This is a genomic window from Ruegeria sp. CDSA034 (genome assembly GCF_059612275.1).
This window is the reverse complement of record NZ_JBXWQH010000011.1, coordinates 34,239-47,506: the sequence shown is the minus strand read 5'-3', so window position 1 is coordinate 47,506 and position 13,268 is coordinate 34,239. Positions and strand designations below refer to the sequence as shown.

Annotated in this window: 15 protein-coding genes; 8 read left to right on the top strand and 7 right to left on the bottom strand. The window is 57.9% G+C overall.

All coding sequences use genetic code 11. From position 1 onward, the window contains the following. Window positions 1-100: 100 nt before the first annotated feature. A complete protein-coding gene (locus AC2FLJ_RS16655; protein WP_113791601.1) occupies window positions 101-1,324 on the bottom strand; it encodes a urate hydroxylase PuuD in 1,224 nt (407 codons plus the stop codon). Window positions 1,325-1,420: 96 nt separating this feature from the next. Between AC2FLJ_RS16655 and AC2FLJ_RS16650 the strand changes: the two genes are divergently transcribed. Then, window positions 1,421-2,344 carry a LysR family transcriptional regulator gene (locus AC2FLJ_RS16650; RefSeq protein WP_496706815.1) on the top strand — a complete coding sequence of 308 codons (924 nt, stop codon included), beginning with the start codon at window positions 1,421-1,423 and terminating at the stop codon, window positions 2,342-2,344. 33 nt (window positions 2,345-2,377) lie between these two features. Here AC2FLJ_RS16650 and uraH read toward each other — a convergent pair whose 3' ends face one another. Further along, a complete protein-coding gene (gene uraH / locus AC2FLJ_RS16645) occupies window positions 2,378-2,734 on the bottom strand; it encodes a hydroxyisourate hydrolase (RefSeq protein WP_058273190.1) in 357 nt (118 codons plus the stop codon). Window positions 2,735-2,895: 161 nt separating this feature from the next. On the opposite strand from uraH, the gene puuE reads away from it, so the two are divergent. After that, on the top strand, window positions 2,896-4,314 hold the full coding sequence (gene puuE, locus AC2FLJ_RS16640) for an allantoinase PuuE (protein WP_496706813.1): 1,419 nt from the start codon (window positions 2,896-2,898) through the stop codon (window positions 4,312-4,314). Then, window positions 4,311-4,799, top strand: a complete 489-nt coding sequence (locus tag AC2FLJ_RS16635; protein WP_496699692.1) for an ureidoglycolate lyase — start codon at window positions 4,311-4,313, stop codon at window positions 4,797-4,799. The genes puuE and AC2FLJ_RS16635 overlap by 4 nt, the downstream gene beginning before the upstream one ends. A 94-nt stretch (window positions 4,800-4,893) precedes the next feature. Here the strand turns inward: AC2FLJ_RS16635 and AC2FLJ_RS16630 are convergent, their stop codons facing one another. The 3 genes from AC2FLJ_RS16630 to AC2FLJ_RS16620 all read right to left on the bottom strand — a co-directional run bounded on the left by AC2FLJ_RS16630 (window position 4,894) and on the right by AC2FLJ_RS16620 (window position 7,181). Then, window positions 4,894-5,880 carry a type I glyceraldehyde-3-phosphate dehydrogenase gene (locus AC2FLJ_RS16630; RefSeq protein WP_496699691.1) on the bottom strand — a complete coding sequence of 329 codons (987 nt, stop codon included), beginning with the start codon at window positions 5,878-5,880 and terminating at the stop codon, window positions 4,894-4,896. Between the two features lie 54 nt (window positions 5,881-5,934). Beyond that, the gene (locus tag AC2FLJ_RS16625; protein WP_058273193.1) at window positions 5,935-6,258 is read right to left on the bottom strand and encodes a hypothetical protein; all 324 of its coding nucleotides are present in this window, start codon (window positions 6,256-6,258) and stop codon (window positions 5,935-5,937) included. 89 nt (window positions 6,259-6,347) lie between these two features. Beyond that, window positions 6,348-7,181 (bottom strand): bifunctional allantoicase/(S)-ureidoglycine aminohydrolase, encoded by an 834-nt coding sequence (locus AC2FLJ_RS16620; protein WP_496699690.1) that lies wholly within the window; start codon window positions 7,179-7,181, stop codon window positions 6,348-6,350. Between the two features lie 175 nt (window positions 7,182-7,356). Between AC2FLJ_RS16620 and AC2FLJ_RS16615 the strand changes: the two genes are divergently transcribed. Next, window positions 7,357-7,713: a hypothetical protein gene (locus AC2FLJ_RS16615; protein WP_496706811.1), complete on the top strand. Its 357-nt coding sequence runs from the start codon at window positions 7,357-7,359 to the stop codon at window positions 7,711-7,713. Window positions 7,714-7,720: 7 nt separating this feature from the next. Here AC2FLJ_RS16615 and AC2FLJ_RS16610 read toward each other — a convergent pair whose 3' ends face one another. After that, window positions 7,721-8,656 carry a 2-hydroxyacid dehydrogenase gene (locus AC2FLJ_RS16610; RefSeq protein WP_496706809.1) on the bottom strand — a complete coding sequence of 312 codons (936 nt, stop codon included), beginning with the start codon at window positions 8,654-8,656 and terminating at the stop codon, window positions 7,721-7,723. Between the two features lie 127 nt (window positions 8,657-8,783). On the opposite strand from AC2FLJ_RS16610, the gene AC2FLJ_RS16605 reads away from it, so the two are divergent. The 4 genes from AC2FLJ_RS16605 to AC2FLJ_RS16590 all read left to right on the top strand — a co-directional run bounded on the left by AC2FLJ_RS16605 (window position 8,784) and on the right by AC2FLJ_RS16590 (window position 12,494). Continuing rightward, complete coding sequence (locus tag AC2FLJ_RS16605; RefSeq protein WP_496706807.1) at window positions 8,784-10,019, top strand: acyl-CoA dehydrogenase family protein; 1,236 nt, start codon at window positions 8,784-8,786, stop codon at window positions 10,017-10,019. 8 nt (window positions 10,020-10,027) lie between these two features. After that, a complete protein-coding gene (locus AC2FLJ_RS16600) occupies window positions 10,028-10,834 on the top strand; it encodes a thioesterase family protein (protein ID WP_496706805.1) in 807 nt (268 codons plus the stop codon). Window positions 10,835-10,956: 122 nt separating this feature from the next. Beyond that, on the top strand, window positions 10,957-11,556 hold the full coding sequence (locus tag AC2FLJ_RS16595; RefSeq protein ID WP_496706803.1) for a DUF1007 family protein: 600 nt from the start codon (window positions 10,957-10,959) through the stop codon (window positions 11,554-11,556). Then, complete coding sequence (locus AC2FLJ_RS16590; protein ID WP_496706801.1) at window positions 11,541-12,494, top strand: nickel/cobalt transporter; 954 nt, start codon at window positions 11,541-11,543, stop codon at window positions 12,492-12,494. The genes AC2FLJ_RS16595 and AC2FLJ_RS16590 overlap by 16 nt, the downstream gene beginning before the upstream one ends. Here AC2FLJ_RS16590 and truA read toward each other — a convergent pair. Further along, window positions 12,491-13,258: a tRNA pseudouridine(38-40) synthase TruA gene (gene truA / locus AC2FLJ_RS16585; protein WP_496706799.1), complete on the bottom strand. Its 768-nt coding sequence runs from the start codon at window positions 13,256-13,258 to the stop codon at window positions 12,491-12,493. The two genes, AC2FLJ_RS16590 and truA, sit on opposite strands and share 4 nt — an antisense overlap. Between the last annotated feature and the right edge of the window lie 10 nt (window positions 13,259-13,268).

Genomic DNA, 13,268 nt, shown 5'->3' with positions numbered 1-13,268 from the left:
GCTGATTACATTCATGTTAGAGCATCAGAGTCCTTGCAGGAAAAGACTAAATCCAGCGTCGCCTGAATTTTGCGACCTGTGTGATTGATCGGTCTCGGGATCAGGAACCTGCGTTGCGAAACCAGCGGATGATTGCCTCTCGGTCCTCGGGCTCCATGTAGGTGACGTTTGCGGGGGGCATCGCGTGGCTGACCCCCGCCTGCAGATAGATTTGCTGGGCGTTGCGGGCAATGTCGCCTTCAGTTTCCAGCAATACGCCCTTTGGCGCCCACAAAATGCCCTCCCACACCGGTTCGCGCGCGTGGCACATCGAACAGCGTCCAAGAACAACGTCATGGGCCTCTTCAAAGCCATCGGCGGCAGCATATTTCTGTTCAAACGGTGTCAGTGGCTGTGCTTCGGCCTCTTCCAGAGGTTTGTACATAGGGGCAGTAGACAACCACATGATTGCGATGAACAACAGTGCCGTGACCAGCCACGTCCAGGTCGGATCGCCTGCCCGTGCGTGGCGCGTGTTGAAGTAGTGTCGGATGGTCACGCCCATCAGGAAGACCAGAGCCGCGATGATCCAGTTGTATTCTGTCGCAAAGGCCAGCGGGTAGTGGTTCGACAACATAAGGAACACCACCGGCAATGTCAGGTAGTTGTTATGCGTCGAGCGCAGCTTGGCGATTTTGCCGTACTTTGGGTCAGGTGTACGGCCGTTCTTCAGATCGTCTACCACGATGCGTTGGTTCGGCATGATGATGAAAAACACGTTGGCTGTCATGATCGTGGCCGTGAATGCCCCCAGATGCAGCATCATCGCACGACCGGTAAATACCTGATTATAGCCCCATCCCATAACAACCAGCAGCACAAACAACAGCACCATCAGCAGGGTAGGACGTTCACCCAAACCCGATTTGCATAGGAAATCATAGATCAGCCAACCGACAGTCAGCGAGGCGGCCGAAATCAGAATGCCTTGCCACAGCGCCAGATCGGCTTTTTGTGCGTCGATCAGATAAAGCTCTCCGCCCACCCAGTACACGATCATCAGCAACCCGGCCCCGCTGAGCCAGGTCGCGTAGCTTTCCCATTTGAACCAAACCAGGTGTTCCGGCATCCGTTCGGGCGCAACTAGGTATTTCTGAATGTGGTAAAAGCCGCCGCCATGTACTTGCCATTCCTCGCCATCCGCCGGGCCGGGGATGTCGCGGTTCAGACCAAGGTCCAGTGCGATGAAATAAAATGAGGATCCGATCCAGGCAATGGCGGTAATAACGTGCAGCCAGCGCACGGCAAAAGCCATCCAGTCCCAGAACACGGCGAAGTCGTACATGAGAAAGCTCTCCGATTGGTTGCCGTCACACTAGGCAAAGGGCACTTTCTTCGGTATTCCCTGATATTGTCAAACTGTATCAAAAAAAACGAAAAGATGTCCTATCTAGACAACATCCGTACCTTTGTCAGGGTTTATGACCTTGGCAGCATGTCCGCTGCTGGGCGAGACCTGCGAATCTCGCCTGCGGTGACGTCGGCGCGGATATCTCAGCTTGAAGATCATCTGGGCGTGCGCCTGTTTCAAAGAACGACGCGCAACCTCAGCCCGACAGAGCAGGGGCGGGCATTCTATCTCGGTGCTGTGGCCGTTCTGGATGCGGTGGACGATGCCGAAGCGCAGGTCGTCCATCTGACCGAGGCCCCGCGGGGATCGTTGTTTGTGGCTGCTCCACTAGGGGTGGGGCGCAGGGTTTTGGCACCGCATGTGCCCGAGTTTCTTGCGGAATATCCCGAGATCGACGTGCGCCTGCGGTTGACCGACAGATCCGTTGATCTGACGACCGAAGGTTTGGATCTAGCCTTTTTCATCGGCCAACCTGAAGACAGTACCCTGCGTATTCGAAAGATCGCTGACTGCCAGCGCGTGCTTTGTGCCGCTCCGGCCTATGTTGAACGCAGGGGCATGCCAGCAACGGGCGCGGACCTGGTGTCGCAGCGCCATGAATGCCTGAATCTGAGGTTTCCCGGCGCGACCGAGTTTCAGTGGCAATTGGAAACGCCTGACGGTCCCAAGCGGTTCGCAGTCTCTGGCCGGTTCGAATGTGACGACGGTGACGTGCTGACTGACTGGGCGCTGTCGGGGCAGGGGATCGCGATGAAACCGGTTTTTGAAGTGGCCGAACACCTCAGTTCGGGGCGTCTGGTCCCCGTAGCGGTCGAAACGCCGCCGGTATCTGTTCAAATGGCCTGCCTATACACACATCGCCGCCATCAGGACCCCAAGGCGCGTTTGTTCATGGATTTCATGATTGCGCGGATCGGCAAGGTCGTGCGTGGGTCGGAATCTGCTGACACATAGAACTGCCGCTTAACGGTAACCCCATCCCGTGGTTCAACTGCCCCGGTAGGTCGAATAGCCGTAAGGGGACAGCAGCAGAGGTACATGGTAATGTGCCTCGGCATCAGACATGCCAAACCGGAGCGGCACCTGATCCAGAAACAGCGGGTCATCAGCTGCCTGGCCCGATGCGCGCAGATAGTCTCCTGCGAAGAAAACCAGCTCGTAAGTACCAGTTTTGAAAGAGTCTTGTGGCAAGATTGGGCTGTCAGTGCGGCCGTCCGAATTGGTCTCCATCTCGGCGATTTTGCGATGGGAGTTCCCCGACACCCGATAGAGTGCGATTTTCAATCCTTCAGCCGGGCAGCCGCGTGCAGTGTCCAGAACATGGGTCGTCAGATAGCCAGCCACGGGTCTCTCCTTTGATTTGTCTTTTGCTTTGTCGCAGTGTGGCGCAAAGTCCGAAACAGTGGAAATGCCGAAAGAACCGGAAACAGCGTTCGGATTGATTTGATAATCATCGGTGTGTTTCTGGGGTAAGGCTATTCAAAAGATCAAGAATGGAAGATGCCATGCAGCCCTCTCGCTATCCTCGTGACATGATCGGATATGGTGCCAACCCGCCAGATGCCAAATGGCCGGGCGGCGCGAAGCTGGCCGTTCAGATCGTACTGAACTACGAAGAGGGCGGTGAAAATTGCGTGCTGCACGGCGATGCCGCGTCCGAGGCGTTTCTGTCCGAAATCGTGGGGGCCGCCCAATGGCCGGACCAGCGCCATTGGAACATGGAGTCGATCTATGAGTACGGCTCTCGCGCTGGGTTCTGGCGACTGCACCGGTTGATGCAGGACCTGCCAATAACAGTCTATGGCGTTGCATCAGCTTTGGCTCGCTCGCCAGATCAAATGGCCGCGATGAAGGCAGCGGGGTGGGAGATTGCCAGCCATGGTCTGAAATGGGTCGAACATAAAGACATGCCAGCGGATGAAGAACGCGCACAAATTGCCGAGGCTATCCGTCTTCACACCGAGGTCGTCGGAGAACGCCCGCGTGGTTGGTACACAGGGCGCTGTTCCGAGAATACTGTTCAGTTGGTAGCAGAAGAGGGCGGATTTGCCTATGTGGCCGATACATATGCGGACGACTTGCCCTATTGGGTGCAAGCGGGTGGGCGGGATCAGTTGATCGTACCCTACACGTTGGATTGCAACGATATGCGCTTTGCCACGCCGCAGGGATTCAATGCGGGTGACCAGTTCTATTCCTACCTGAAAGACAGCTTTGATGCGCTATACGCCGAGGGCGAGGGCGGAGCGCCCAAGATGCTGTCGATCGGCTTGCACTGCCGCCTGATCGGACGACCTGGCCGGGTGATGGCGTTGAAACGTTTCCTGGAATACGCGCGCGGCTTTTCCGATGTCTGGTTTGCGACACGGTTGCAGATCGCCGAACACTGGGCGGAACACCATCCGGCGGTGCCGCATCCGAAGCCTGCTCAGATGGATCGGGACGCGTTTGTCGCGACGTATGGCGGCATCTTCGAGCATTCCGCCTGGATTGCCGAACGGGCGTATGAGCTGGAATTGGGACCGGCCAATGACACGGCAGGTGGGCTACACAATGCACTGACCCGCATGTTCCGCTCCGCCTCTGCGGACGAAAGGATGGGTGTCCTGACCGCGCACCCGGATCTGGCCGGAAAATTGGCACAGGCAAAACGGCTGACGCAAGAAAGCACGTCCGAGCAGGCTTCGGCAGGGTTGGATGCCCTGACAGATGAAGAGCGTTCGATGTTCACCGGTTTGAACCAGAAATACACCGAGAAATTCGGTTTTCCGTTTATCATCGCCGTACGTGATCACGACAAAACGTCTATCCTTAAGGCGTTTCAACGGCGCATCGATCAGGATAAGGACACCGAATTCGCCGAGGCTTGCCGTCAGGTCGAGCGGATCGCCGAATTCCGGTTGCGGGACGTTTTACCCTCATGAGCGCGCAAGTCAGGACTGCGCCATTGACGGCCAAGGCATTTGCCCCGTTTGGCGATGTCATCGAAGTGACCGGTGATCCGGACAAGATCATCAATCAGGGGCAATGTGGCCGGTACCATGATCTGGCACGACTGGATTTCACAGACGGACGCGCCGGGATCAGCCTGTTCAACGCCAATTCGCGATCCTTGCCCTATCAACTGGATATGGTTGAGCGTCACCCCGAGGGCAGTCAGGCATTCATACCAATGACACATCAGCCTTTTCTGGTTGTCGTGGCCCCGGATGAGGGCGGGAAGCCCGGGCTTCCTCAGGCGTTCGTAACCAGGCCCGGACAGGGTGTGAACTATTTTCGCGGCACATGGCATGGGGTGCTGACCCCATTGCATGGGCCCGGCTTATTCGCTGTGATTGATCGGATTGGTGAGGGGGCTAATCTGGAGGAGCTCTGGTTTGACACTCCGTTTGAGATCATAGGCGAATAGGGAACTCCCGCTCGTTCAATGCGCATCAAAGATGCTTGTGACCCGTTGGGCCAAGCAGCGCGCGGGCAAGCCCGCCCGCTGCGCCCGCGCAAATTCAGCGATCTGTCATAAGGCGGGCAACATCCAACATGCGTGCCGAAAATCCCCATTCATTGTCATACCAGCCGAAAACACGGACCTGATGTTCGCCGACCATGCGTGTTTCGGGTCCCGCTATAACCAGCGACTCTGGGCGTGTACGCAGGTCTGACGAGACCAGAGGGGAATCGGTCCAGCCCAGCACAGGCGATGTCTGGACGGCCGCGCGCAGTTCGGCTTCGAACAACCCAGGCGACATTCCGCGATCCAGCGTCACCACCAGATCAATGGCGGATACACTGGCCGTCGGGACCCGAACAGCAGCGCCCGAGATGCGGCCGGCCAAATGCGGCATGACTTCGTCTATCAAATGAGTGGCGCTTGACGTGGTCGGCACCATAGACAGCGCGCCCGCGCGCGAACGGGCCAAATCGCCGCGTGGCGCGTCCACCATAGGCTGGCTGTTCGTATAACAGTGAATTGTTGTCATATGGGCTGACGCAATCCCGCCAATCTGGTCCAGCACTTTGACCAAGGGCGCAAGCCCGTTGGTTGTGCAAGACGCGTTGGACACGATGCGAGCATTGCCCAACTGATCTTCGTTGGCGCCCAGAACAATGGTGATTTCGGTCGCGGGCGAGGGGCCAGAGATAAGCACCTTGCGGGCCCCGGCGGTCAGGCCCTGACTGGCCACATCCGAGGTACGAGCAACGCCGGTGCAATCCATCAGAACGTCGACACCGGACAGATCGACATGTGCCAGATTGGGGCTGTGCGTCATAGGGATTGTGCGCCCATCGACGACGATTGCCGCGTCGCCCTGTTCTACCGTGCCGGGGTAGGGGCCAAAGGTGCTGTCGTATTTGAACAGGTATGCGCAGGTCTCAAGCGGGGCGATGTCGTTGATCAGAACCAGCTCAATATCTGTATCCTGCGGCAAAGCCAGCAGCTGCCGCAGGATTGTGCGGCCAATACGGCCGAATCCGTTGATTGCAAGTTTCATGCGCAAGCTATGGCAGCGCGCTGCCAATAGCTCAATGCCCGTTGTGACCTATGGTCAGTTGCAGCTGACCTGCGAAAAGAACTGACCCGAAATGTTCTGGTACATGCTGGCCACGATCGGTCTGCACCCAGTCGCTTGCTGAAAGGCGGCTATGGCCTGAATGGTGCGCAAGCGCGGCGGTGGGCCAAAGGGGTTCAGGTTGTTGTTGTCGCGCGTCGCACGGTACACGACCGGAGCGTCCGAAACCTGTGTCACCGCCCAGGTACGGCTCATGACAGAAACCTGTTTTGTTTCTTCCTTCGCGGCGACAGGTGTTGCATCAAATGCCGTCAAACCAATTGCAGCTGCCAGTGCCAGCATCGTTACACGCAGTACCATTGAACAATCTCCAGTGCTAAAAACTGCTGTTATTTCACCAGATTCACAGGCTTCTGTGAACCCCTGACCGAAATAAAGCGTTTAAAAGCCTAGCGTTTGGACAGTGTCAACGGCATGTGCCGGTTCACATCCTTGTAAAGCAGATAGCGAAAGCGCCCCGGCCCACCCGCATAGCAGGCCTGCGGGCAGAAGGCGCGCAACCACATGTAATCGCCGGCCTCTACCTCGACCCAATCCTGGTTCAGCCGATAGACGGCCTTGCCTTCCAGCACGTACAAACCGTGTTCCATGACATGGGTTTCGGCAAAGGGAATCACGCCGCCGGGTTCGAAATTGACGATGTTGACATGCATGTCATGACGCAGATCCTGCGGATCTGTGAAGCGGGTTGTGGACCAGCGCCCCTCGGTGCCGGGCATCTCGACGGGCGATACATCACGTTCGTTGGTAATGATCGGATCTGGTGCGGGCAGGCCGGGAACGGCTTCATAGGCTTTGCGAACCCAGTGAAATCGGGCGGTTTTTTCGGCGCGGTTGTGCAGGGTCCAATCCGATCCAGACGGGATATAGGCATAACCGCCGGTATCGAGGACATGCTCAGTTCCACCTAACGTCAGGGTCACCTCACCTTCGACCACAAAGAGAACACCCTGCGCCTTGGCGTCTGTTTCTGGGTGTTCGCTGCCGCCGCCGGGCTGAACTTCCATGATGTATTGCGAAAACGTCTCGGCAAATCCGCTGAGGGGGCGGGACAGGACCCAAAGCCGGGTGCCTTCCCAGAACGGCAGGTTGCTGGTTACGATGTCGCGCATGGTGCCTTTGGGGATAACCGCATAGGCGTCGGTAAACATGGCGCGGTCGGTCAACAGTTGGTCTTGTCCGGGGTGTCCGCCTGTGGGCGCGTAATAGGTGGGCTGTGCCATTTCATGCCTCTGGTTCGTGTTTGAGGCACTATGAGGCGATTGGCGCGGCGGTCCTAGCACCCGAGTCGCGATAGGTTTGTTCGGTATTATTTGAAGGTCGGCCAGCGGGGCTTGGCCCCCGTTCCCCGGCGGTATAGTCTTGTGACCAAACTTATTTCAGCAAGGCGAGAAGATCATGAAAGCCTGGATTTCACCCTTTTTTGCAGCAGCCGTTGTGATCGGCGCAGTTTCACTGGCACAGGCCAAGCCACTTTCGAGAATCATCGCTGAAATGGGATTGAGCCCCGAAGACTATAGTGTCGTCAACGCCACGACCAATGCGATGTTGGCAGATGGAACGCCTCAGGTTGGAACCGAACGCAACTGGTCGAACGACGACACCGGATCAAAAGGCACTGTCCGAGTGCGCGAGGTCCGGGACAATTGCGTGCATCTCCAGCATTTCATCGTGCCCGCCGGGGCCGAACAATCGCGCGAAGTCAGAACCCGCAACTGCCGGGACGCCGGCGGGAACTGGATTCTGACGCCCTGATTTCGACTCAGTAGCCGCGTGTGCGGTCGACTTCGTGCAGTAAGGGCTTTCCTGCGGACAACCGTTGGAAATTCTCGGCAACGTCGGCCAATGCTTCACCTAAGTGCCAGCCAGAAACATGCGGAGTGATTGTGACGCCCGGGTGTGTCCAGAGCGGACTGTCTGACGGTAAGGGTTCTGTACTGGTTACGTCCAGAACGGCGTGGCCGGGCGTTCCACGCGCCAAGGCTTCGATCAGCGCATTTTCGTCAATCAGATCACCACGCCCTGCGTTCAACAGCTGACTGCCGGGCTTCATAGCGGCCAGCATCTGCGCATCGAACAAGCAGACGGTTTGCGGCGTGGACGGCAGAATGGCGCAAACGTGGTCGCATTGGCCTAGCAACGTCGGCAGCGCATCCTCGCCATGCAGGCAGGTCACGCCCTCGATCTCTTTCGGGGATCGGCTCCATCCCATGACCTGAAAACCGATGGCGCGCAGCATTCTGGCGCTGCGGGCGCCGATATGGCCCAGACCCAGAACGCCCACTACGGTGTCCGGCGTGAATACCGGCGCTTTGGGTACCCATTCTGCCTTGCGCTGGGCGGCTTCGTGAAAGGCCATATTCCGTTGGTGGTGAAGGACATAGGCGACGAACCACTCGGCAATACCTTGCGCCGGCGCATCGGGCTTGAGTCGTGCGATACGGACGTGATCGGGCAGGCTCGGGTTGCCAACAATCGTTTCAACGCCCGCGCCCAGTTTCTGGACCAGTTGCAGGTTCGGCAGCCGTTTGGGGTGGTCGTCGTTCAGGCCGACAACAGCGACCATGGTGATTTCGCTTGCATCTCCAATCGTTTCCCGGGTGCGCACATCCGCACCGGGGTTTATGTTTCGGATCGTTTTGGCGATGTCATCATCGCTTATCCAGTCGGTTAGACCGGTTTCGATCAGTAGCGCCATGAATCACCCTCGCAATTTCATTTTGATTGAGTTGACGTTCCGTCACACAGCTAGACATTCTATCGGCAGCTAAGTCATTCTCTGTTCAAAGGTAAAGCCCGCTCTTTGGGCCTGAGGAGGAAAGCTCATGAACATGTCATTCGGTCTGCGCGAAGAAAACCGCGCGCTGCTGCAACGTGTGGCAGATATGATCCGGGATGAGATCATGCCGCTGGAAGAAGAATATCAGGCCGAAATCGATAAAGGCGACCGCTGGCAATACACCGAACGTCAGGCTGAAATCCTGGAAGGGCTGAAAACCAAGGCCAAGGCTGCCGGATTATGGAACTTCTGGCTGACCGACAGCGACAAGGGCTTCGGTTTGACCACGGTCGAGTATGCTTACTTCGCCGAAGAGATGGGCAAAACTCCCCTTGGGGCCGAGGTGTTCAACTGTTCGGCCCCCGATACCGGTAACATGGAAGTGTTCGAGCGCTACGGCACGGACCAGATGAAAGAGCAGTGGCTGAAACCCTTGCTGAACGGCGATATCCGGTCCGCGTATTTAATGACGGAACCGGATGTGGCGTCATCGGATGCCACAAACGTGTCGATGTCCTGTGTGCGGGATGGGGATGATTTTGTTCTGAACGGAGAAAAATGGTGGTCATCGGGGGCGGGTGATCCACGGTGCAAGGTCTATATCGTCATGGTCAAGACGGCAGGTGACGAGCAACCCAAACACAAGCGGCAGTCGATGATTATTGTGCCTGCTGATGCGCCGGGGATCGAAGTTCTGCGGCCGATGCAGGTTTACGGCCACGATGATGCCCCGCACGGCCACATGCATATTCGCTTTACCAACGTCCGGGTGCCAGCAGAGAGTATTCTGTTGGGCGAAGGCCGCGGGTTCGAGATCGCGCAAGGCCGTCTCGGGCCCGGTCGTATCCACCATTGTATGCGCGCAATTGGGCAGGCTGAATCGGCGCTGGAACAGATGTGCAAACGGTCGCTGCAGCGCGAAGCCTTCGGCAAGAAACTGGCGCAACTCGGGGCCAATTTCGATATCATTGCCGAATGCCGGATGGAGATTGAAATGGCGCGCTTGCTGTGCCTGAAGGCTGCTTGGTACATGGATCAGGGCGATGCCCGTGCGGCAGCACCCTGGATCAGCCAGATCAAGGTCGTGGCCCCGCGTGTCGCACTCAAAGTCATCGATGAGGCCGTTCAGATGTTCGGCGGGCAGGGGGTCAGTCAAGACACGCCCCTGGCGACGGCCTGGACCCATGTGCGTACATTGCGGTTGGCCGATGGACCGGATGCGGTACACCGCCGTCAGGTGGCACGGGCCGAATTGAAGAAGCATACCCAGGAAAAAGTCTGAGGTTTTAGGTGGTGTTGAAACCGGATCTGAAAGAACAGGCCTATTTCCACGTTCGGGCTGACGGCGCTTTTGTCGGCAATGATCCCGCACGCGGGCCGTGGTCTGCGGATCATTGTCATGCGGGCCCGGTCGCGGGGCTGATCGTTCGTTCAGCTGAAACAGAGGTTGGGCCGGAAAAGATGCTGACACGGCTGACCGTGGACTTGCTGCGCCCTCTGCCGCTGACAGGTCTGCGTGTGGCGGCGGAGACGACGCGACACACCAAGACGCTAGCCACAACCCGCGTCACTGTGCACGATCTGGACGATACACTATGCACTACGGCCACCACGATGCATATGGTGCGTCGCGATTTGGGGGCGGTTCCCAACGTCTCGCTTGCGACACCCGGCTTTGAGGACGCGGTGACGGGCCCGTTTCCGATTGGCGAAACGCGTCACGACTTGCCGGGGTTCGCAAACCATTCGGACATTCTCTACCCCAAGGGTGGCAACCAAAAAGCCGGTCCAAAGACGATCTGGATGCGCACCCCGAAGCTGTTGGAGGGCGAGGCGCAATCGCCGATTCAGGCGCTATGCCCGCTGGCGGATTGTGGCAACGGGATCTCGTGGAATGCACCGACGTCTGAGATGGGGTTCATGAACACCGACCTGACGGTGCAGATTCATCGTGAACCCAAATCGGACTGGTTGGCCTCGCAGTCCGTATCTCATTGGCAACCGTCAGGAATAGGGATGTCGCAATCGGTTCTGTTCGACACCGAAGGCCCGGTTGGAACAGCGTTGCAGACACTGGTTTTGTTCCCGCCGAAGTGATTGGTTTGGCCAGTTCCTGCATAGGCCCGCCGAAACACGTTGCCGGGCACGGGCCAAGCCCCTATCTTTCGCCTATGCGATGGCTCATTACCCTTTTCTCCTGTTGCCTGCCGGTTCCGGCATTGGCCCACCCGCATGTCTTTATCGACACCGGGCTGGAATTCATTGTGGACGACAGCGGCCAGTTGACCCATGTCAGGGTAACCTGGGCGTATGATGAGCTTTTCTCTTTGTTTCAGTTGGAAGACATGAAACTGGATCAGGATTCTGATGGCATTCTGACCGAGAGCGAAGAAAAGTTTCTGTCCGGCTTTGATGCCCAGTGGGTCGAAGGATATAATGGCGATATCGTGGTGTTCGCCGATGGCGCGCCGGTTGATTTGTCAGGGCCGATGGAGGCCAAAGCGACCACCGAGGATGGTCGTATCGTGACAACCCACCTGCGCGCGGTGGAAGGCGGCGGAGTGCCGGCAACCGCCGTCGTCGCCAAAGCATATGATGAATCCTATTACACGGCTTATGAAGTGACCCGCCCGGTGACGGTGTCCGGGCCCGCCGCTTGTCAGATCAGCCGGATTGACGCGGATATTGACGGGCAACTGGCGCAGATGCAGGCGTTCCTGCAGACCCTGGATGCCGACTATGACCTTGAAGAAAACGATATCCCGCTGGTTGGGGAAAACTTTGCGTCCGAGATCCGCCTTTCATGTCCAAGTACCTGATTATTCCTGTCGCCATCTCCATTGGTTTGCTGCTGTGGTTCTGGGGCAGTGGTGGCTTTGACCACTTGGCCGCATGGGCTGCGGGTGAGCAGCGCGAGTTCCAAAATCAGATCGCGCGTTCCCTACGCGCAGCCCGCGCGGAACAGCCCGAGGCTGTAGCGACGCTGCTGACGGTCTGTTTTGCCTACGGCTTTTTTCACGCCATCGGCCCCGGCCACGGCAAAGTTTTGATTGGTGGCTATGGGCTGGGACGCAACGTGGCGTTCCTGCGTTTGTCTGCAATCAGCTTGTTGTCCAGCCTGGGGCAGGCAGTCACTGCGGTTGTTCTTGTCTATGCCGGGGTACTGGTGTTCCAGATGTCCCGGGCAAGCCTTGTCGATACCACCGAACGGGTCATGGCTCCGATCAGCTATGGTGCTATCGCGGCGATTGGATTGTGGCTGATCTTTCGATCCATTCGCAGTTTCGCGCGACGTCATCGCAGCGAAAAAGCCCATCATCATGAGCACAAGCACGACCATCACCACCCGCACGACGAGGACCACAAACATCACGACCATGACCATGGCGTCTGCGCAGATTGCGGGCATCGCCACGGTCCCACCGCCGACGAAGTGGCCCAAGTTGGCAGCCTGCGCGAAGCCGCGCTACTGATCGCTGGGATTGCCGCACGTCCCTGTACCGGAGCGCTGTTTGTGCTGATCCTGACCTGGCAGATGGGCATCGCAATGGTTGGCATTGCCGGCGCTTTCGCCATGGCGTTGGGGACAGCGACTGTCACAACACTTGTCGGTTGGACCTCATTTGGTTTGCGCGGAGGGCTGCTGGCCTCAGCCTCGGCGACGCGATTTGCCTCGGTTCTGGCTCCGACGATTGAACTGGTGGCAGGGCTGCTGATCGCCGTGATTGCAAGCGGTCTGCTGTTGCGCGCGATTTAACAGAACACGGACTCCGGGTACCTGACCCGCGCCAGATACAGCCCTTGCGGCGGACATACCGGCCCGCAAGCGGCGCGGTCGGTGGCCTCCAACGCATCCCGTACATCTTCGGGCGACCATGTTCCGGCACCAACACGTTCAAGCGTTCCAACAAAGCTGCGCACTTGATTGTGCAGGAAAGACCGGGCGCGAACGTGGAAATGGATTTCTGGCCCGGAAAAACCTTCAACCTGTTCGACCCGCAGTTCGTCCAGGGTTTTGACCGGGCTTGCAGCCTGACAAATCGAAGACCGGAACGTGGTAAAATCATGCCGCCCGATCAGCATGTCCGCGCCCGCCTGCATCGCGTCTACGTCCAGTTGATGGTTGATCCGCCAGACCTGCCCAGCGTCATGCGTAGCAGGTGCGCGGCGCATCAGGATGCGGAACAGGTATTGCCGTTCGAGCGCTGAAAACCGCGCATGCCAGTCATCGTCTACCCGTGCTGCTTTAACGATGGCAACAGGCTGCGGTTTAAGGTGATAGTTCAGCGCCTCAGACAGGCGGAACGGATCCCAGTCCTTGATCAGATCACAATGCGCAACCTGTCCCAGTGCGTGCACACCCGCGTCTGTACGCCCGGCCGCGGCAATTGTGTGATCGCCGGGTTGAATACATGACAAGGCCTGTTCGATTGCCCCTTGAACAGACGGCAATTCCTTTTGCCGCTGCCATCCGGCAAACGGTTCCCCCTGGTATTCGACTTTCAGCGCGTATCTAGGCATGGGCTGCTGG

Bases quoted from the DNA above. Each gene is read 5' to 3' on its own strand.
- AC2FLJ_RS16655 (WP_113791601.1), bottom strand. From the start codon at position 1,324: ATGTACGACTTCGCCGTGTTCTGGGACTGGATGGCTTTTGCCGTGCGC.
- AC2FLJ_RS16650 (WP_496706815.1), top strand. From the start codon at position 1,421: ATGTCCTATCTAGACAACATCCGTACCTTTGTCAGGGTTTATGACCTT.
- puuE (WP_496706813.1), top strand. From the start codon at position 2,896: ATGCAGCCCTCTCGCTATCCTCGTGACATGATCGGATATGGTGCCAAC.
- AC2FLJ_RS16635 (WP_496699692.1), top strand. From the start codon at position 4,311: ATGAGCGCGCAAGTCAGGACTGCGCCATTGACGGCCAAGGCATTTGCC.
- AC2FLJ_RS16630 (WP_496699691.1), bottom strand. From the start codon at position 5,880: ATGAAACTTGCAATCAACGGATTCGGCCGTATTGGCCGCACAATCCTG.
- AC2FLJ_RS16625 (WP_058273193.1), bottom strand. From the start codon at position 6,258: ATGGTACTGCGTGTAACGATGCTGGCACTGGCAGCTGCAATTGGTTTG.
- AC2FLJ_RS16620 (WP_496699690.1), bottom strand. From the start codon at position 7,181: ATGGCACAGCCCACCTATTACGCGCCCACAGGCGGACACCCCGGACAA.
- AC2FLJ_RS16615 (WP_496706811.1), top strand. From the start codon at position 7,357: ATGAAAGCCTGGATTTCACCCTTTTTTGCAGCAGCCGTTGTGATCGGC.
- AC2FLJ_RS16610 (WP_496706809.1), bottom strand. From the start codon at position 8,656: ATGGCGCTACTGATCGAAACCGGTCTAACCGACTGGATAAGCGATGAT.
- AC2FLJ_RS16605 (WP_496706807.1), top strand. From the start codon at position 8,784: ATGAACATGTCATTCGGTCTGCGCGAAGAAAACCGCGCGCTGCTGCAA.
- AC2FLJ_RS16590 (WP_496706801.1), top strand. From the start codon at position 11,541: ATGTCCAAGTACCTGATTATTCCTGTCGCCATCTCCATTGGTTTGCTG.
- truA (WP_496706799.1), bottom strand. From the start codon at position 13,258: ATGCCTAGATACGCGCTGAAAGTCGAATACCAGGGGGAACCGTTTGCC.